Origin of the sequence: Chitinophaga sp. HK235 (assembly GCF_018255755.1) — a bacterium.
In the GTDB taxonomy this organism is placed as follows: domain Bacteria; phylum Bacteroidota; class Bacteroidia; order Chitinophagales; family Chitinophagaceae; genus Chitinophaga.
In genome coordinates, this window is the sequence record NZ_CP073766.1 from 1,492,916 (window position 1) to 1,511,033 (window position 18,118).

23 protein-coding genes are annotated in these 18,118 nt (G+C 42.0%); 10 read left to right on the forward strand and 13 right to left on the reverse strand.

Going from position 1 to position 18,118, the window contains the following annotated elements:
* The first annotated feature begins 67 nt into the window (after window positions 1–67).
* Window positions 68–646: a hypothetical protein gene (locus KD145_RS04460; protein WP_212004707.1), complete on the forward strand. Its 579-nt coding sequence runs from the start codon at window positions 68–70 to the stop codon at window positions 644–646.
* Between the two features lies 1 nt (window position 647).
* A complete protein-coding gene (locus tag KD145_RS04465) occupies window positions 648–986 on the forward strand; it encodes a DUF4280 domain-containing protein (RefSeq protein ID WP_212004708.1) in 339 nt (112 codons plus the stop codon).
* A 49-nt stretch (window positions 987–1,035) separates the two neighbouring features.
* Here the strand turns inward: KD145_RS04465 and KD145_RS04470 are convergent, their stop codons facing one another.
* The 3 genes from KD145_RS04470 to KD145_RS04480 all read right to left on the reverse strand — a co-directional run bounded on the left by KD145_RS04470 (window position 1,036) and on the right by KD145_RS04480 (window position 3,561).
* A complete protein-coding gene (locus KD145_RS04470; protein WP_212004709.1) occupies window positions 1,036–1,362 on the reverse strand; it encodes a hypothetical protein in 327 nt (108 codons plus the stop codon).
* 149 nt (window positions 1,363–1,511) lie between these two features.
* Window positions 1,512–2,549 (reverse strand): proline racemase family protein, encoded by a 1,038-nt coding sequence (locus KD145_RS04475; RefSeq protein ID WP_212004710.1) that lies wholly within the window; start codon window positions 2,547–2,549, stop codon window positions 1,512–1,514.
* Window positions 2,550–2,598: 49 nt separating this feature from the next.
* Complete coding sequence (locus KD145_RS04480) at window positions 2,599–3,561, reverse strand: ornithine cyclodeaminase family protein (protein WP_212004711.1); 963 nt, start codon at window positions 3,559–3,561, stop codon at window positions 2,599–2,601.
* Between the two features lie 290 nt (window positions 3,562–3,851).
* Here KD145_RS04480 and KD145_RS04485 point away from each other — a divergent pair, with 290 nt between their 5' ends.
* Complete coding sequence (locus KD145_RS04485) at window positions 3,852–4,421, forward strand: hypothetical protein (protein WP_212004712.1); 570 nt, start codon at window positions 3,852–3,854, stop codon at window positions 4,419–4,421.
* A 54-nt stretch (window positions 4,422–4,475) separates the two neighbouring features.
* Here KD145_RS04485 and KD145_RS32555 read toward each other — a convergent pair whose 3' ends face one another.
* Genes KD145_RS32555 through KD145_RS04510 form a run of 5 tightly spaced genes read right to left on the reverse strand, consistent with a single transcriptional unit; the run spans window position 4,476 to window position 6,759 of the window.
* Window positions 4,476–4,889, reverse strand: coding sequence for a DUF3592 domain-containing protein (locus tag KD145_RS32555; RefSeq protein ID WP_212004713.1), 414 nt, complete (start codon window positions 4,887–4,889; stop codon window positions 4,476–4,478).
* A 30-nt stretch (window positions 4,890–4,919) separates the two neighbouring features.
* Window positions 4,920–5,354, reverse strand: coding sequence for a DUF3592 domain-containing protein (locus KD145_RS04495; RefSeq protein ID WP_212004714.1), 435 nt, complete (start codon window positions 5,352–5,354; stop codon window positions 4,920–4,922).
* Between the two features lie 27 nt (window positions 5,355–5,381).
* Window positions 5,382–5,888, reverse strand: coding sequence for a DMP19 family protein (locus tag KD145_RS04500; protein WP_212004715.1), 507 nt, complete (start codon window positions 5,886–5,888; stop codon window positions 5,382–5,384).
* Window positions 5,889–5,933: 45 nt separating this feature from the next.
* Window positions 5,934–6,266 carry a hypothetical protein gene (locus KD145_RS04505; RefSeq protein ID WP_212004716.1) on the reverse strand — a complete coding sequence of 111 codons (333 nt, stop codon included), beginning with the start codon at window positions 6,264–6,266 and terminating at the stop codon, window positions 5,934–5,936.
* Window positions 6,267–6,279: 13 nt separating this feature from the next.
* The gene (locus KD145_RS04510) at window positions 6,280–6,759 is read right to left on the reverse strand and encodes a hypothetical protein (protein WP_212004717.1); all 480 of its coding nucleotides are present in this window, start codon (window positions 6,757–6,759) and stop codon (window positions 6,280–6,282) included.
* A gap of 206 nt (window positions 6,760–6,965) precedes the next feature.
* Between KD145_RS04510 and KD145_RS04515 the strand changes: the two genes are divergently transcribed.
* The 3 genes from KD145_RS04515 to KD145_RS04525 all read left to right on the forward strand — a co-directional run bounded on the left by KD145_RS04515 (window position 6,966) and on the right by KD145_RS04525 (window position 10,140).
* The gene (locus KD145_RS04515) at window positions 6,966–8,978 is read left to right on the forward strand and encodes a sensor histidine kinase (protein WP_212004718.1); all 2,013 of its coding nucleotides are present in this window, start codon (window positions 6,966–6,968) and stop codon (window positions 8,976–8,978) included.
* A gap of 1 nt (window position 8,979) precedes the next feature.
* A complete protein-coding gene (locus tag KD145_RS04520) occupies window positions 8,980–9,720 on the forward strand; it encodes a LytTR family DNA-binding domain-containing protein (RefSeq protein WP_212004719.1) in 741 nt (246 codons plus the stop codon).
* A gap of 90 nt (window positions 9,721–9,810) precedes the next feature.
* Window positions 9,811–10,140 (forward strand): DUF4870 domain-containing protein, encoded by a 330-nt coding sequence (locus tag KD145_RS04525; RefSeq protein ID WP_212004720.1) that lies wholly within the window; start codon window positions 9,811–9,813, stop codon window positions 10,138–10,140.
* Between the two features lie 187 nt (window positions 10,141–10,327).
* On the opposite strand, the gene KD145_RS04530 is transcribed toward KD145_RS04525, so the two are convergent.
* The 5 genes from KD145_RS04530 to KD145_RS04550 all read right to left on the reverse strand — a co-directional run bounded on the left by KD145_RS04530 (window position 10,328) and on the right by KD145_RS04550 (window position 14,148).
* Window positions 10,328–11,317: a 2OG-Fe(II) oxygenase gene (locus KD145_RS04530; protein ID WP_212004721.1), complete on the reverse strand. Its 990-nt coding sequence runs from the start codon at window positions 11,315–11,317 to the stop codon at window positions 10,328–10,330.
* Window positions 11,318–11,415: 98 nt separating this feature from the next.
* Complete coding sequence (locus KD145_RS04535; protein ID WP_212004722.1) at window positions 11,416–11,661, reverse strand: class I lanthipeptide; 246 nt, start codon at window positions 11,659–11,661, stop codon at window positions 11,416–11,418.
* A gap of 473 nt (window positions 11,662–12,134) precedes the next feature.
* Window positions 12,135–12,878, reverse strand: a complete 744-nt coding sequence (locus KD145_RS04540) for a hypothetical protein (RefSeq protein ID WP_212004723.1) — start codon at window positions 12,876–12,878, stop codon at window positions 12,135–12,137.
* Window positions 12,879–13,065: 187 nt separating this feature from the next.
* Window positions 13,066–13,575: a lipocalin-like domain-containing protein gene (locus KD145_RS04545; RefSeq protein ID WP_212004724.1), complete on the reverse strand. Its 510-nt coding sequence runs from the start codon at window positions 13,573–13,575 to the stop codon at window positions 13,066–13,068.
* A 6-nt stretch (window positions 13,576–13,581) separates the two neighbouring features.
* Window positions 13,582–14,148 carry a short chain dehydrogenase gene (locus tag KD145_RS04550; RefSeq protein WP_212004725.1) on the reverse strand — a complete coding sequence of 189 codons (567 nt, stop codon included), beginning with the start codon at window positions 14,146–14,148 and terminating at the stop codon, window positions 13,582–13,584.
* Between the two features lie 87 nt (window positions 14,149–14,235).
* Here KD145_RS04550 and KD145_RS04555 point away from each other — a divergent pair, with 87 nt between their 5' ends.
* The 4 genes from KD145_RS04555 to KD145_RS04570 all read left to right on the forward strand — a co-directional run bounded on the left by KD145_RS04555 (window position 14,236) and on the right by KD145_RS04570 (window position 17,954).
* Window positions 14,236–15,081 carry an AraC family transcriptional regulator gene (locus KD145_RS04555; protein WP_212004726.1) on the forward strand — a complete coding sequence of 282 codons (846 nt, stop codon included), beginning with the start codon at window positions 14,236–14,238 and terminating at the stop codon, window positions 15,079–15,081.
* A gap of 750 nt (window positions 15,082–15,831) precedes the next feature.
* Window positions 15,832–16,215 carry a nuclear transport factor 2 family protein gene (locus KD145_RS04560; protein WP_212004727.1) on the forward strand — a complete coding sequence of 128 codons (384 nt, stop codon included), beginning with the start codon at window positions 15,832–15,834 and terminating at the stop codon, window positions 16,213–16,215.
* A gap of 76 nt (window positions 16,216–16,291) precedes the next feature.
* A complete protein-coding gene (locus KD145_RS04565; protein ID WP_212004728.1) occupies window positions 16,292–16,882 on the forward strand; it encodes a Crp/Fnr family transcriptional regulator in 591 nt (196 codons plus the stop codon).
* A 70-nt stretch (window positions 16,883–16,952) separates the two neighbouring features.
* Window positions 16,953–17,954 carry a zinc-binding dehydrogenase gene (locus KD145_RS04570; RefSeq protein ID WP_212004729.1) on the forward strand — a complete coding sequence of 334 codons (1,002 nt, stop codon included), beginning with the start codon at window positions 16,953–16,955 and terminating at the stop codon, window positions 17,952–17,954.
* Window positions 17,955–18,118 lie beyond the last annotated feature (164 nt).

Consider the following 18,118-nt stretch of genomic DNA (forward strand, 5'->3'; position numbering starts at 1 on the left):
ACTACTTTACACATCCAGTTGTGTAAGTCAGGGAAATCAGCCTATTAAAAATCAAAAACAAGACACAATGAAACGATTCAATGAAGCGCTATATAAAAATCTGCCTGTAGATGAAAAAACAGGCTCCTACCGGCTTAGCAACGGCAACCTGGTACAGCTCATCAATAAAACACAGCATCACGGCTATGTGGAAAAAATAAACAAATACCCTACTGCCTATACCACCTACTATGAGTACCATCTCAATGATGTTCTGAAAAAGGAAGGGCAACTCTTTTATGATTTTAATACCGGTAAGTGGAAAGAGTATGACGCCAATGGTAGCTTTGTAAAGGAAACTGATATGGACCAGCCCTATCATTTCTCTTTAGATAAGCTGATCGATAAAATAAAAAAAGAATATTTCGTTGATCTGACACTTAAAACACCCGGCAATTCAGTAAGCCGGTTTCAATATGAAAAACTGAGCAACCGCCCTTTTTATGAGGTAAAGCTGGCTTCCAAAGAGAACAACATGAAAATAAACTATATTCTGGTGGATGGCAACAGCGGAGAGACATTGTTCAAAAGTTCCTATTATTTAAAACAGCGGGCTAACCCATTCAATGAATATCTGAAATCACAACAGGCAAACTCCACGAAATAATATGCCCCAAAAGATAACGGAAAAGGCTATACTGACATGTGACAAGGGCGTCAAGCCCTCGTCATTAAAAGTTACGAGCCAACAATTCTGCATGGCCGAAAACAAGCTGATTGCCACCGAACAGGATATTGCGCCGGAGGTGAACATACCCAATTTCGGTATGTGCTCCATTACCCGCAGTCAGTGTGTGCCCGCCCCTACAGCCTGGGATAAAACCACGTCCAAAGACACGATTAATGATTTAAGGATCCTCACCACGGAATCTTACTGCCAGTGTGCCATAGGCGGAAAGATATCTGTTCAGCATAAAGGATTCGGGGAAAATCACGAGCTACCATAAAACAATCCCCGGGAGACCTGTTTGGTTCCCGGGGATTGTATTTGTCTTTTTACAAAGGCTGACCGGGCATCAGTTTACCCGAAGAAGCTCCGACAAACTCCAGCACTTTCACCGCGTGAGAGCCATTGAGACCGCTCTCATCCCGCTCCTGCTGAAAAGCCTTGAAGGACGCTACATTCAGCACCTCCTGCTGAATCTTCTCATCCCGGTAGGCTGAGAAATGCGAGAAGGTAACACCGTCATCCATCAGAGAAATATGGTACCAAAAGGCGGAATCGTCCATTTTTTTGAAATCTGCCAGGAATCGTTGAATGTTTTCTTTATTCTTCGCTACAAATTCCGGTTTTACTGTATAAGTAACCTGTACTGTGATCATGTCCATGTAAATTTTAATAGTCTAAAATAGAAAGCCTTATCAGGCATCTTACAACTATACAACAACCGGGCTGTCGTATTTTGGACATGTGCAGCGAAAAATTTTATTTTTTTCCCGTAAATCTCCTGATATAGTATCCGAAAAGGTCGTTATCTGAAAATAAATCCTTCTCTAAACGGATCTTCCGGGTCAAAATAAAAGGTATGTTGTCCGGTAACAAAGGCTGTTCCGCTCACTTCCGGTATTACTGCGCGATAGTCGCCAAAATTGGTCAGTTCTCTGACAGTTACCCCCATGGTGCTACCTGTGATACTTTCTATTATAATAGTTTCATTGAGCTTTAATTCGCCTTTGGCATGATGCAATGCCGCACGCGCGCTCACCCCGGAGCCGGTAGCAGAGCGGTCCACTTCTCCTTCTGCAAAAATGCATACATTACGGCTATGATGCCCCTCTTTCAGGGCTTTCCCTGTGAAAATGGTGCCATACAAAAAACTCAGGTCTTCTTCAAATGGATGCCTGATATCAAAATTGCTCATGACTGCGTATTTGATCCGACGTCCATAATCAATCAGCTGGTTGTAGTGGGCGGCATCCAGGCTAAGTGGCAGGTTCTCCACATCCACAAATGCATAGAAAGCACCACCATAGGCCACATCAAACTTTACATTACCGATACCAGAAACCATTATTTCCTGATCAGACAAATACAAAAAGGAAGGTACATTACGGAAGGCAACGTTACTTACTTTCCCATTCTCCATAGTGGCATGGGCAAAAATTTTACCGGCAGGCACATTGATAGTCAGCTCAGGATTTCGCCCTTCTTTTCTGACAATACCCGTTTCCAACGCCAGCTTGGTCAGTGCAATAATAGCGTGCCCACACATGGTGCTGTAGCCTTCATTATGCAGGAAAAAAACATCCATATCTGCATCTGCAGATTCAGTGATCACGGCTCCATACATATCCGCATGGCCACGAGGCTCCCACATAGTGCCCGTTCGTATAAAATCCAGGTGTTCCTTGAAGTACCTCCTCTTTTCAAGAACGGTCAATCCTGCTATTGGAGGCAATCCGGAAACAAAAACACGTAAGGGTTCACCACCGGTGTGCATGTCTATCGTTCCTATCTTTAACCATTGGGCAGGAGATTCCCAATGCAGATTATTAAGCAGCATTTGCATTTAACATGAAATTTTTGATTGATAAAGAAGGGATGAAACAAATTACTGTCTAAAAAGGGATGTTGGTCCCGATGTTCCTTGCCTGGGCCGCTTCGTACAGGGCTTTTGCCATGAACAGGTCAAAAAGGGCCATACCAGCAGATTTGTATGCGGTAGTACGGGTTACATCCACCTTAACCTCACCCGTTAATAGTTTTCCGATAGTGAACACATCTTCTTCCTGCAAAATTCCTTTTCGTAATGGATTAATGATATCGCCTGTTTCTACTTTAGCAAACACAGAATCAATCGCCAACTTCCCTGATAACCGGAAAACATGATCCGGCAATTCCTGCATATCGGGTTTGTAGGAACCAATACTGATAAAATGTTTGTTCTCCAGCAAAGATGCATCATCCGGTAAAACCGGGGTAGCTGAACGGCTGGCAGCAACAATCACATCTGTCTGTTGCAGGATAGTGACAACATCACTGCAGGGAACAATCTGCACTGACGGACTGTACTTCCTGAGCGCTGCGGTAAATGTAGTCATACCGGCTGCTGACCGCTGCAAGCAGTATATTTTTTTCAGTGGCCGAACAACAGCGGCAAAAACAGCCTGCTGTATACCCTGTACGCCGCATCCTATTAATCCGATAGAATCAATATCAGGAGGGGTCATATATTTGATTCCTATTGCTCCCAGCGCCCCGGTACGCAATGCTGTCAGTTTTGCGGCATTCATAATGGCCAGCGGAAAACCGGTACATGCATCATTCAGCAACATTGCTCCATTGGTTACAGCCAGTTGCTGGCTTCTATTTGCCGGTACAACAGATACCAGTTTAGTCCCGAAATAGGTCTCTGAAAAAGAGGGCATGGAAAGAAAAGTATTTTCTCCCCAGTCAATGTGCATACGTTTGGGAACAACACAGCTATGCTGCTCATTGGCAACCAGCGCTGCTTCTACTGTGGCTATCACTTCCTCTGATGAAAGGAGACCACCAATTTCATTATCGTTTAGTACCAGCATAGTAATGCTATAAAAAAAATCAGCTCACCAAACTGGTAAGCTATACACTTAATTCCAACCGTGTAAATGTATTGACTATTGCTATCGTGGCTAGCATCAATGTTAACCACTTCTTTACTAAAATTAACCTGCTAAAAACCCGAACAGGTTTGGGCAGAGTCTGCGAATTATAGCTGTATTTCTTTCAACTATTGGAACTATCTTATTGTTATCTATTCTGGAAGTCAGGAGTATTTACCAAACTCTTTAGTCTATAAGGTATTATTATTTAAAACTTAGAAACGACTTTTATGAGAACAATCTGCCTTTTTGCAGCGATTGCTTTTTTAGCAGCCTGTAACTCCAACATCAAATCAAAAATGGAAGCTACGAAGACATCCGATGCAGAGTCCGCAAAACAGGAAAGCCTGACATATCCTTACACAGCAACCTATTCTTCTGACTTTGAGATCGGCGATGCAAAAAAAGCACAAATACTTCTCGAATTGTTCAAAAACTGGGACAACAACACACTCGACAATTCCAAGAGTTCTTTCGCAGAAATGGACACCATCTTTTTTTCCGACGGTGCTGTCTTTTCCGGCAGCAGGGACAGCCTTTTTGCTCTTGGTAAAAAGATGAGAGCACAGAAGGGCGATCTCGTTGATTCTATTCATGCCTGGGTACCGCTCAGAAGCAAGGATAAAAAAGAGGATTGGGTACTGATATGGACCCGGGAGCATTCAACAGATTCAAAAGGAAAAAAGATAACCAGGGAACTGCAGGAAACATGGCGGTTTGATAAAGATGGGAAAATTAATCTGATGTATCAATACGAGCAGATGCCCCCAAAAATGTCACCGCCACCGGCTAAAAAATAAAATTTGTTTTCATAGGATTTTTCAATGCTGGTGCCGGGATGGCGCCCCAGTATACTAAGCGCCAAAATAGCGGTACAGCAGGAAATAACCACCGCCAATCATCAGAAGATCTACCGCCAGGGCCATCAGACTCAGGGGCCACCAAAAAAGGCCCCAGAAATTGACGAACCTTACAGTATACGGTTTACCAGGTTCGAATATGAATGCAGCTGTCTCCCCTACCTGCCATGCTGCGGGAGAAGAACCCGTTCCATGCCTATACGTAATTGTTTTCTGCTGACGAGTATGGATATCGAAAACAGGATAAAAATAACACGTACCCTCATCATCTTTTTTTTCAACAAGCTGAACAACGGTGCCAACTGCCCGCTCGCCACCTTTTACAAATGCCAGCCTACCTATGAGACTCCTTACAGCACAGAATAATAATAAACCGCCAACGATTACCAAAATGAGATATAGGATCATCTGCTTAACATTAAATAGTTTATGTAATTATCAGCAATTTCCATTCAATTTTCCAGTATAGCTTTTACCCTGTAATCTCATCAGCGGACTAAGCAAATAGTAACCCAAACCGACAATAATCAACGGAATAGCGATGGCCATAAAAACGATAGCCCAGCTGAAAAGCAGAAAATAATCCTTCATCGTAACAGAATCCGGATCTCCGGGATCATACAGAAAGATGGCTTCTTCTCCGATATCCCAGGTTGGTGGGCCATTGGCAACCGGGTGGTTGTAAATCACCTCGTTTTCTTTCATTTTTACCACAAAAACCGGAGAGTAAGCACCATCACCGTCATCCTCCAGCGAGATAACGATACCAGTGGCCTGTTCACTTCTGCCAATGAAATCAATGGACCGGTTCAATTTGTATAATGAAGCGGTAAGTAAAATGAGACCGGTTAACAAAGATATTTTGTACTGCATATAATGATTTATTGGGGCTTTGCATCACTATACCAACTTAATAAATGTAGTAAGATGTGTTTCAATATAATTCCTGAATCGTGTCACCTCGCCGTCCATGATGTCATAGAAAGCGCTGTCCAAAGGTTCAAAGCTGGTGAATTTCTTATACAGCAGGGAGAACTCCTCCAACTCCCTTTCCTGTTCCAGAAATGCCTTATTCTCCACATAAATGCCTTCTGCCTTTCTGAGAAGGGCAGCCGTTTCGCTCAGGGACCATCTTTGAAGATCATCAATAAAAGAATTTTCAAAAACAAACTGTCCATAACCATTATGTATCAGCTGTAAAAAGCCCCCATTGGTGACCTGTCCGTAAAGTGCATCATAGATCAGCAGAACATGTTGGTCATCGCTCAACTGATCAAGAATTGTTTCTTCATCTTCTGCTTCCTCTATGGCATCCTGATACGGTTCCAGTACTGCATAGATAAAATCCCATTCATCTTCACGGGCAGCTTCAATAGCTTCTTTTTTGACGGTCGGTAGAAATTCCATATCGATATAAAATAAATTTATCTTTTTTTCAACTCCATTATCATATCAGTTGTCATCTTCCTGCTCATAAGCCAAACGAACCCAATCGTCTCCCGGAAATCTGCGGTCTGCAAATTCTCCACAAGCCAGATCTGCCACCTCATTGAGCGTAGTATCCAGTGCCACCACGTCACGCAGGCAGACCAATACGGCTCCCTCTTCTGCGGCGATCAACTCTTCCTCTGTGGTAACGTTCAGAAATTCTGTTGTAAGAAATTGCCAATATCCATCATGTTCATGTACTACACGTAGCACAGGCTGCAGTCCATCTACAAAACCCTTTGTGCTCAATACGCCCAGTGTTTCCGGCTCCCGGAATTTATACCCTGTGGTTTCCATTTTTATTTTATTGTTAATATTCAAGTTTCACACCGTCAATAATCAGGCCTTCACAGTTCAGTGTCATAAAAGCGCTACCGTAGTCGCCTGTAACCTGATCATTCATCGTCTCCAGCACAGCCAATTTAAACTCAATCTTTCTGGAAGGGAGCTTTCCGTACGAGTCTGTCACAATTATCTGACCGTCGAGACCACCTTTATTTTGCATGAAAGCGCGCAATAATTGGATATCCTGCTTCTCGAAATCTATTGACAGGTAATGCCCCCGGGATGGTCCAGCCGCAGAAAGGCTTTTATTTGTCGAATCCTTTACAGGTTCATTTGCCCTGTTGAAGGAAACCGTGAAAGACCTTGCAGCAGCAATCACCTGTTTGCCTCCCTCCTTCACCGTGACTTCCATTCTTATGCGTTTTTCCTCTGAGTACTGTGCGGAGACTGTTTCAACAGAAAGATAGAGAAAAGCCAGTACAAAACCCCAAAACTTAATTTTCATAGATGAATATTTTTAACAAGATTAAAAATTTGCATACAGGCCGCCTGTCATCAATTGGCATTTGTTCACTTTGATTTGTTGTTTGGAAGAATACCCCGGAAATCCGGTAAACGGAGAAATTCCGGCGTTTAATAGCCTGCAAAACATAACGCCGCTATATTTTGCAGGTCCTGATACAATCTATATCTTAGCCATTATTTGCCTATATGTCTGTAAAAAGATGCTTAAATATATGGTGGCTGTTATGCTGCAGCGTTATATACGGTATCCTGTTGTCCGGCACAGTCAGGGCGCAGGAAATTTCCATCTGTGAAAAAAATGCAAGAGAAGGTTATGCCAAACGGTTTACCGACTCAACTGCCAGCATACAAATACAGCTGAATGCCCTCCGGCTTGCCGAAGAAAAAAAGAGCAGCGCCGATCAGGCTATTTGTTACGCCTATCTGGCCATGACCCACAGGCGCCTGTTACACCTGAAGGAATTCACCCGATATGCCGAACAGTCCTGGCATATTGCCGGCACCACCACCGATGACCGGGCAAAAGCCTTTGCGTCCTGGGCTATGGGGGCGCTGAAGTCATACATAGACGACAAATCCGGGGCGCTGGATTATCTTCTGGAAGCCTATGGACGCTTTGTCCGGCTGGAAGCCTACGACCATTGTGCCAAAATCGGATCCGATATCTCCTACCTCTTCTCCCCTGGCTCAGAAGAAAAAGTAAAAAAGTATGCTGATACGGCACTCGCATATGCAGAGAAATCAGGCGATCCTGAAAATATACTTCATGCCCGCCTTGCAGTTGGCAGCTACCTGCTGGACCGTGTCGCTTCAGGCAACCCTGACCAATGGCTGGATGCCATTGCTTTTTTCAGACAGACCATAGCCCTCGCAGAAAAAGACGAAAAAAGGATCATCAGCAAGAGTAATATCGGCGTCGCATATATCAACCTTGCCGTGCTTTATATGAATGGCCCCAAGCCTATCGACGAGCCTGCATTTTTATCCTATCTGGAAAAAGCCACTGCCATCGCCCGGCAATTTGACCTTAAAAACATCTACCGGAGCGCTATCGGACTACGTGGACAGTATCACATGGAAAAAGGTGAATACAGAATAGCCGAACACCTGTTCAAGGAAGGAATCGCCTATCAACAGACCCTTCCCTATAAAGACAATTATATGCTGGCATCCTTCTACGGATCCCTCAAAGACCTTGCTGCCCGTGAAAAAGACTATGCTGCTTATCACACCTACGATATTCCGTTTGCCAGATATAACCAGCTCAAATATGATGAATCCACCCAGCGTATGTTACAAAATGCCGATGCCAGGTTTGAGTCTGACAAAAAGAACACCCGGATCAGACAATTGGAACAGGAAAATCAATTGCAGAAGAAAAACAAGCTGCTGGGATATGGTATTTCGGCGGTGCTGCTGATAGGACTTGTATTTATGTATCGGTCTTATTATTACCGGCAGCGGTATTATCAGAACAGGGAAGATGTTCTGCAGCAGCAACAGGCGAACGATCAGCTCAGGATGCAGCTCATGGAAAAAGAAACGCTGGAAAACCTTGCTGACAAACTTTCACTCGAAAGGCGATTGTTACAATCACAGATGGACCCCCATTTTATTTTTAATGCACTGGGAAATATTCAGGGCATGATCCTTCAGCAAGACAACACGCTGGCCGTTACCTATTTGTCCAAATTCGCGCGGTTGAGCCGGCAGGTGCTTGAGCACTCCCGAATGGAAAACATTACGCTGACGGAAGAAATCGAAACGCTGAAAAACTACATCGAACTACAACAGCTGCGATTGAACAAAAGCTTCGATCACCACATTACCTGCGACGAAGCCGTGGACCAGCAGCTGCGCATCCCGCCACTATTGATACAACCTTTTGTGGAAAATGCCATTGAACATGGATTAAAACCGCTGGCATCCCCGCATCGTGGCTTGTTGAACATACACTTTGAAGAAAACGCCACTGATCATATTCTTGTCTGTACCATTACAGATAATGGCATCGGGCTGACAGAGTCCAGACACCGCAAAACAAATAACGCACACCGTTCCCTGTCAACAAAGATAACGGATGAACGCCTGCAACTGATGCTTAGAGACAATCCACACACCCGTCTTGAGATCAGAGAACGGGATGTAACCACCGAAGGACAAGGCTGTATTGTAATATTATATATTCCCCTATCATAACATGATGTACAAAGCGATTATAGTAGAAGACGAATATCACCTGCGGGAAGCCCTTTCCATCCTGATAGAGATGGTGGCCCCGGAAGATGTACAGATCGTTGGATATGCCGAAAGGGCGGATGAAGCAGTGAAACTCATCGACAGGCTCAAACCCGATCTTGTATTTATGGATATTATGCTGAAAGAGGGAACCGGATTCGATGTACTCAACAACGTTTCCCACCGGGCATTTCATCTTATATTCACAACGGCCTATGAAGAACACGCTGTCCGGGCCTTTAAATTCAGCGCTATTGACTACCTGCTAAAGCCCATCGATGCAGAAGAACTTAAAATGGCGCTGGACCGGATTGCTAACCTACAGGAACGTTTTCTCGCAGAAAAGCAACTCACGGAATTAAACAGCAATCTGGATAAAACGCCGAAAAGACTCATCCTCCCTACGCAGGAAGCGATGCATGTGGTCAAGATCGATCAGATCCTGCGCTGCGAAACATCCGGCTCCTATACTACCTTCTATTTCACTGACGGAAAAAAAATTATCGTTTCCAGACCATTGAAAAACTATGAAGATATCCTGCTGCCACCGGATTTTTTCAGGGTACACCAGTCGCATCTGATCAATATCAATTATATCGTCAGCTATTCCCGGGAAGGCCTCGTGCAAATGGAAGACAATACAGCAGTTCCCATATCAAGGGGCAATAAAGAAGCTTTTTTCAAACTCATGAAAGACGGATAACGACGGATACAAAGCCAAAGCAGCAGAAATTAAAATGACGATACCCACATTTGCCGCCATGGCTACCTTTGGCAGCAAATGATCTAAACAATGAATAACAAAACCATTTCTATCCTGAGTTATGTGACAATTATCGGATGGGTAATTGCCTATGCCAAAAGCAAAGATCTCTCCCCTAAAAGTGATCTGGTCGCTTACCACCTTAAACAAGGCCTGGGCATTTTTATATTGTCAGTCCTCATCAACATTATCCTTACCGTCATTGTGGCGATGATACCTTCGCTTTACTTCCTTACCTATATCGGCCTCGCGTTGTTTATCCTCTGGATATTCGGTATCATCAATGCTGTCAACGAACAAAAGAAACCTATCCCGGTAGTGGGAAAAATATTTGAGGATAAGTTTTCCTTCCTCGACTAATAACAACACATCAACCGGCTTTCTCCATTTGTTGCCAAGGCTGTTCTATTAAGTGGATTTTCAACTAATAGAAACAGCCTTTTCTTTTTTCTCCAAAATCTTTAAACGAAATTTACGTCTCAGTTTGAAAGCTGTCTGTGAGCCTGTTCGGATTATTTCTCAAACCATTTTCCTATATCCTGCAATATCACAAATGGATCCATATATTACAGGCGAACTTTGTGCCTGCTGTTACAGGTGCTCCCCCATGCAAGGAATAGATCAGATCCTTGTTCTGTTCATCAAGATTTACAAAGGACAAAGCCATTCCCTTCTTAGGACTTACACTAAAACCTATTTCCGGGAATATTGTTTCCCCTCCTTCGAAATTATCATTCAGATAAACCAAAAGAGTAGCCTTGCGTTTCACTCCTGTTTCGAAAGAGTCAAAATGTGGTTTAAATTCCTGCCCTTCTCCATAACGTACACACTGTAAATCTTCAATGCGTGCTGTTTCCACTTCCATCAAGTCAGCCGCTCGTTCTATGATGTCATTAAATAATGAATCCTGTCTGCTGGTAGTAATAAACGCCGAGTAGCTGGTTCTGTTCCCCGTTATCTCGCTGGTACCGTCCGCAGCCCCGGTCATGCTTCTGTTGAACAAGTTGTGTTGTTCACAATAATCAATCATATAATTACACTCCTCATCTGACAAAAAATCTTCCACTGCAAAAATTGTATCAGCATAAGCTTCCCGCTCAGATAAATCTTCCTGCTCGCATGCTGCACAAAATTCTTTGTCAACAACAATTTCCTTTATGTCCAGGTATTGCAGCACTGTTAACTCAGTCACAGAACAGGTGACTGTATCTGCAAAAAAATATTGTAAGTGTATCTGTTGTTCTTCCACCTTTTCTATTATTGCCAATACCTCCTGCTCATGTATCCGGATAACAGCCATAGTTGGAAAAATAATGGCATCTGTAATGTTACAGGGGGCCGTTTTCAGCTCATGCCGGATACCCCATTCCTGTAATTCCATGCTTATATCCTGCATAGACGTTTCCGGGAACGCTTCTTTCTCGTATAGGGCAGTCCGTACTTTTAAGCGACCCATATTAATATTGTGCAAACCAAGGAAATGAATCACTAAATTAATAGCATAATGATGTGCTATAGTATGGAATTTGGGTTTCATAAATACTATACGTAATTGCTTTCTGTTTAATCATCATAACAATCAGAAGCAAATAACACCCCTGAAGGAATGTTATTTGCTTCTGATCCGGGTGTGCATCAAATAGGACAACAAGGGCCAACATTACCATTGCTGATTTGACAAGGAGATCCGTTACTGATCAGGCAGGGAGATCCTACCGGAGGCATTGGACCAGTGGGGGCTGTTGTATAACCACCACCTATGGTGGGAGGACCAGCAGGACCGGTACCAGTACCTCCCCACAAGTTTTTCTGTCCTTCAGGACTTAGACTCGCAATTTCCATTTTGCGCAGGCTGAGCTTTTTGAATGTTTGTTTTTTCATTTTTTACGCTATTTAAATGATAAGTAAAACGAATCCATAGTCTCCATGGTATACACTGACAATATCAGTTATACTGTTGATTAAATTGTATGGGAAAACCATCCGGCTTATACCTGATGTGTAAAAAGAATGCTACCTTATATATTAGTGAAGGGTTCCATAACGTAACGCGTGCTGTTTTTACGGAGAGCCGTTACCGTTATCCATTGATATTTTAAACGATTGTCTTTAATATACCGCTGGCATGAATCAAATAATATTTAGCTGTTAACATTTCGTACAATGAATGTAATATTACGACATCCCGTATAGGCTATATAGTTAGAAGTTAACCAGTTTTTCACCGATGTTAACAATCCCGGAAATTTCCGGTTACTCAATAGAAGGACGCTGTAGTAGACAATTAGTAAAATAAAAAAGAGGCTGCATCATTTATTTATGATACAACCTCTTTTTTCCAATATTGCTATATGCTATTTCGTTTTGTATTGCAGCACCAGGCGTGGGAATTTAGTATTATCTGCCTGGTCAGTTGAACAGAAAATTCTAATGTTATATTGCTCAGATTCATCTACCAGTTGTGCCATAAAACCAAGAGCACCAGATTTATCGCCATCTGCAATTACCTGTTTTACGATATCGGTTACATCAACTTCCAAATCCAGGTAACCCTGATTAGTATGTGGCACTAATACCTGATTGACAGTAGTGGTACCTGGTTGATTAAGCCAACCAATGGAGCTGATGGTGGTGATGTCCTGGTAGCCGTTTACTCTCCTGATGTAAAACGCATTGTTTGAGCCCAGGTTGGCAGCAGTACCGTCGCCATTGCCAGCAGGATGTGGGTCAGAATAGAGCTTCAGCTTAGCGGATTTCAGTACAGAAGAATCTTTTACAGGCAATGGGACAGTTGTATAAAACACACTTCTGTAGGTATACCAGGTACCATTTACAGTCCATCTGCCGGCAATGAAGGCTCTGTATGGGTAACTTGTTCCATTAAAGGCTGGCCTACCAAATAACATCACAGTTTTTTCTACATAAGGACCAGTCGGAATTACTGTACCATGTTTAGTAGTATCACGTTTAGTAGTATCGCAACAAGTTCTGCAGGAATCACTGTAGACGTTGGTGATATAAACTTTTTTACAACCGGTTGTTGCAAAATACAGCGGCACTGCAAGGAGTGACAGTTTACAGATTAACGAGAATTTCATTGGATCGGGATTTAGAATGACAGAAAATAAAATAGGCGTAATTTTAACCGCGCAAATGTAGAATAAACATCTATTATCCCCAACTATTTCACTTCACAAGGAAACTTTGCTTGATTTGGCGCAAATTGCTGTTAGCTTTACATTATGCAGGTCATGATAAAAATCTTGCCGGCTGCAAATGTCTCCTCTAATTTTTCTTCCATACAACTTTCGCCACCGCAGCGCCCCCGTTTGTGGGTGTAGTTACAGTATACGTCAGAACATTATTTTTCAATGAATAAGTACGCACTTGCGCAATTCCCTCCCAATTTGGATAAAAAGCATGTTGGACATTGAATACAATTACCTGTTTATTCTCATCAATAGTATAGGTTCCAAAATGAGAATTATTTCCTCGCACTAACGTCGCATTTTCTTCCGTTGTAGCTTTATCTTTATCATTGGCAAAAACTTTACTTCGATTAGCTTTTAATATCTGGATCGCGTACTTTCCTGCCTTTGTAAAAATGAGCATTCCTACGGGATGTTCGCCATAAGGAGAAATTTTACTGCCATCAGCATTTATATTTTCAACTGAGATAAGTGACCAGGTGCCCCAAAATCGCTGCTGGGTCTTATAAACTGACATTCCTTTATTATTTTGTCCCTGTACAAAAGAGAAGGACATTGTAAAGACGAGATATACTATATTCTTCATTTTAAATTACTGTTTATTATAACCTACTCTTATAATTTCCCCATTCATTTCTGTTTCAAGACATCTTACATAAGCTTCTATTAATTCATCCCCACCAATATCCGAAACTTTAGAAGGGCTGATAACATTTAGTCTTATTCCTCTGGGCATTTCCTGCGCCGCAGCCATTACAAAGCTATTGATCGCTCCATTGACAAATGCTTTTCCCGACGAACCTTTAACAGGAAATTCACCCATTTTTCCGGATATAAGTGTGAACGAACCATTATCCTTCAGATACTTCATACCGGAAAGTACCAGGTTAATCTGTAGCCATAGCTTCTGCTGAATACCAACCATGAATTGCTCTTTATTCATCTCTGACAGGTTATCTGTAACACTATCACCAGCGGTACAAATGACAGCATCAATATTTGATACTTGTTTAAATAAACTTTCCACGGCAGTTTCTAAAGAGATATCAGCCATAATAGTCCCGGTGTTTCTTCCCACTGTGATGACTTCATGCTCTTTCAGTGCCGCTGTAACTATCTTACCAATAGTGCCACCTGCACCAATCATTAAAATTTTCATTTTTATTAAAATTTATATTAGCAAAAATATACAAGGCGACTACTATTCCAGTTGTACATTGTTACACTAATTTTGTATTTTTATAACATGGGGCGGGAAACTTTACACCAACAATATGAAATCGAATGGAAGGAATTACAGCGCTTTGAAAAGCCTTTAAAACGCAATAATTTCTTTGAGCTCATCTATGTTATGGAAGGGACCGGCGTACAGTTTGTCAATGACCACCAGTTTAATTATCGGAAAGGAAATTTATTTTTATTAACCCCACAGGACATTTACTCCTTTGATATTGACCAAAAGACCAGTTTCTTTTTTCTAAGATTTAATGAATCATATATTAGAGAAAAATCAGGTAAGGATCAGGATACGGTGACGCATGTAGCGTACATTTTACAAAATGCCAGCCACAGGCCGGGATGTATCTTAAAAAACAAAACGGATAAACCTTTAATTTTTTCCCTGGTAAATGCTATCCTTGATGAACAGACCAGACAACAGATCTATTATACTCGTATTTCAGAACAGATTATTAGTACCATCATTAGTGTGGTAGCTAGAAATATTGCGTTAAAATTGCCCAAGAATATAAAGGAAAATACAGGTGAGCCTATTTTGGAAATATTGAATTATATACAACTAAACATTTTTGAACCCAAGAAACTTAAAACTGAAAATTTAGGCCGTCATTTTAATATTTCAACAAATTATCTGGGCAGGTATTTCAAAAAGCAAACCGGTGAAACGCTTCAGAGCTATATTACTCACTACAAAATCAGATTAGTGGAAACCAGACTATTACACAGTGATATGCGCATGAGTGAAATTGCCTATGAGCTTAGCTTTACGGACGAAAGTCATCTAAACCGTATTTTTAAAAGGTATAATGGAATAAGTCCCACGGAGTTTAAAAAAACAGGGAAGAAAATATAACAGGAAAGCAATTTTAGCATCTTCAACTCCAACCCAAATATCGCCGCCTGCGGCACCGGGATTCTTTGTTGAATTTTGCGGGGTCAACTTTGTAGCCCAGTGAAAAAAACATCCCGTGGAAAACCCCTTTTTGTATCCTTTCTGGTTCGTTTGATATGATTTATCTTTTTATCTCAAAAACAGAAAAGCCGCATAAATCCTACGATTTAAACGGCTTTAATTTTCTTTGATAATCTTGTTGTGAGCCTGTTCGGATTATTCTCGAACCATTTCCTCGAAAATTTAAAGCTATTGGCAGCGTTATACTCTAATCAAAAGCTTGATAATTTTAAGCAAATAACTGCTTTACTACCAATGTATTCATAAAATGGGGCATTATTCTCCAAGGAATTATAGGCAACAAATGGAATAATAACAATATCTCCATCTTTTATTTTCCTGTTGAAAATGGCTTCCTGCCGAAACTACCCCGCCCAATTCTTTGAATTTCACAATTATTGGTTTGATAAGACCAACCGGTAAAACAGCCTGAGGTCATACCTTTGTATCATCAAAACCAAACATGGTATATCACCGCTGCGTTCAAAGGAAATGCTATTGATCATCCCGATCCAGGCAGAACATTTACAGAAAGGGAGTTGAGCAATAGAGTTTTACAATTGGACAATCCTTTTCCTTAGGTTGTCATCACTTAGTACCGAATATACATTTGGAAAGTTTAAAAAAACAAATAACTTTTTGACAAAAATTATGAAAACTCTAGCAAGCAAAGTCGGCGTAGAAGACGAAAAGCATTTGATCCTACTTACTCTTAATGATTATCTTCAAGGGCGTCCGGTAAAAGACATCGAAAGGCTCCGGGGGGCGTTTCACTCCGATGCGTACATCAGGACCATCATAGAGGGAAAGTTGGTTCAGTGGACACTGCCACAATATCTGGACCTGGTTGCCCAGGCAACATTACAGGAATGCCAACCCGAACTCCTTTCATATACCTGGGATGGAGATACTGGGTCTGCTCACGTGCAATTGACTTTTGCCACCTTTCGGTTCATTGATCGGTTTAACCTGATAAAGTTAGACGGGAAATGGCTGATCGTGGATAAGATCTCGTATCGGGAAGAATTACAGTGAGAGGTCATTGAGTAAAGAGTTTAGTTTGAGATCATTTTGTGCATATCGAAAACAACCTATTTTAAAAATTATATTCATGAATACTGATAACCTGTGGGATTACACGCCACTAAAATCATATTTAAGTGAACTTGCAACATTTGAGGAGCAGGAATGGGAATTCCTGAATGAACTATTATATATCAAACAATTTGATACAAAGGAATATTTTCACAGAGCAGGCCGACAATGTAAAACAATCGGATTTATCTTAAATGGTTGCTTTCGATGGGTGAAAAACCTGAACGGTGTTGAACGCACATTTGATTTTGCGATTGAGAATGATTTTGTGACAGACTATGTAAGTATTATGATGCAAAAGCCGGGCGAAATGGATATTATTGCCGTTGAGAAAACCACTTTGATCTGTATGGATGCTGACCGTATGCTTAAGTTATTTGACAGATCTTTTTCATGGCAGAAAGCAGGCAGACATCTGGCAGAACACACTGCATGCTATGCAATGGAACGACTGGTAGCGTCTTACTATGAAACACCTCAAATTCGGTATGAGCGGCTAATCCAAACTTCCCCGGAGCTATTTCTGCGAATACCGCATCATATCCTTGCCAATTATCTCGGAATAACAAAAGAGACGTTAAGCAGATTGAGAAATACAAATAAGTAGGAGTTATTTGTTGATGCAAATCAACAATTCCTTTGCGGCCTGTCTGTAGTTTGGGCAAAAAATAAGTTATATGGAAAATAATTTGTCGCCCACGAAACAGGAGATGGAAGCCATTTTTACTACTCCCAATACTTTTCCAGGCTTAGCGATTCGAAAGACCGTTATACCTATCCCTTCTCCCAATCAGGCGCTGATAAAAGTGAAGACCTTTACCCTCAATCAAGGCGAAACCCGTACTGCACTGGCAACAACAAAAAGCTATATACCAGGATGGGATTTTGCTGGTGTTGTAGTGAAAGCGGCCGAGGATGGCAGCACACCAAAAGCAGGCGCGCGAGTGTTCGGCTACATAGCGCAAGGATCGTGGGCGGAGTATCTTGTTGCCCCTGGTGGTCTGATGGCTGAAATTCCGGAAGCCCTTACGGATGCACAGGCAGCCTGTTTGCCAATAGCCGGACTTACAGCCCTGGATTGCCTGGATGCCAGTGGTAATATTCGAAACCTACGTGTTCTAATAACAGGTGCTGCAGGCGGAGTTGGGCGTTTTGCGTGTCAGTTAGCTGCTATGGCTGGTGCAAAAGTATTTGCAATAAGCCGACGTGCGGGATTGGCACATCAACTGGAAATAGATGGAATAAATACATCCTGTGTTTTTAAGGATATAGAAGAAGCCAAAAACGCTGGCGAATATGATATAATCTGGGATTCTTTAGGCGGTGATGTATTAGCAACCGCACTCACTACGCTGACTCGTAACGGCATCTGCGTCAATTTTGGCAACTCTGCACGCCAGGCTACGAGCATAAACGTGCGTTCGGCTGAATGGCCGTTACATCGCGTACAATGCATATGGCTGGGGCGAGAACCAATGTATCCAAGCACGCCATTGTTAGATCGTCTTGCTGCCATGGTGAAAACCGGAAGCCTGCAGACACCTATTGACAGTGAACAGCCTTGGACCAGTATATCCAAAGCCGTTGACAAATTAATACAGCAGCAAGTGGATGGTAAGATTGTACTGTATGTGGAAAATTCAGGGAGAAGGAAAGACTTTGAATCATCCATTTTATAGCCCGGTAAAACAGACAACGATCGGTTCATAAGACCTTAAATCCTTTATTGAAAAGCCTTTCCCAGAAAAAAGGATACGGTAAACTTAGCTTTTTTCACTGTATCCTTTTTTGTATCTTCCCAGATATCGTTTGATATGGTTTACCTTTCTATGGTAAAAACAGA